The 349-nt window shown below is 43.3% G+C and carries 1 pseudogene; it reads left to right on the plus strand.

Going from position 1 to position 349, the window contains the following annotated elements:
- Positions 1 to 89: 89 nt before the first annotated feature.
- Positions 90 to 257 (plus strand): annotated as a pseudogene (locus tag PPOP_RS17510) (transposase); the annotation flags it as partial.
- Positions 258 to 349 lie beyond the last annotated feature (92 nt).

Consider the following 349-nt stretch of genomic DNA (forward strand, 5'->3'; position numbering starts at 1 on the left):
GTGTTTTTTTGTGCCATTTTACATAACCCTTCTATTTCAGTGTAAAGAACTACATCCTGCTACTTCGTGCAAGGTGTCATTTTCGTACAAAAGACTTGTTCGCAGAAACGTTGCAGGAAATGCTCGAGGCCGAGATGGACACCCATCTGGGCTACAAGAAGCATGACGTGCAGAACAAGCGGACGAGCAATAGCCGCAATGGGAAAAGTAAGAAGACAATCACAAGCGAGTATGGCGAGCAGAAGATTACGGTTCCTAGTATAATGTTCCGAAAATAATGTAACTATATCCCAGCATTTTGTGGTATAATCTTCGTAGCCCTTATTGAACGGAGAGAAACCATGCCCTT

This window comes from Paenibacillus popilliae ATCC 14706 (assembly GCF_000315235.1).
In the GTDB taxonomy this organism is placed as follows: domain Bacteria; phylum Bacillota; class Bacilli; order Paenibacillales; family Paenibacillaceae; genus Paenibacillus_B; species Paenibacillus_B popilliae.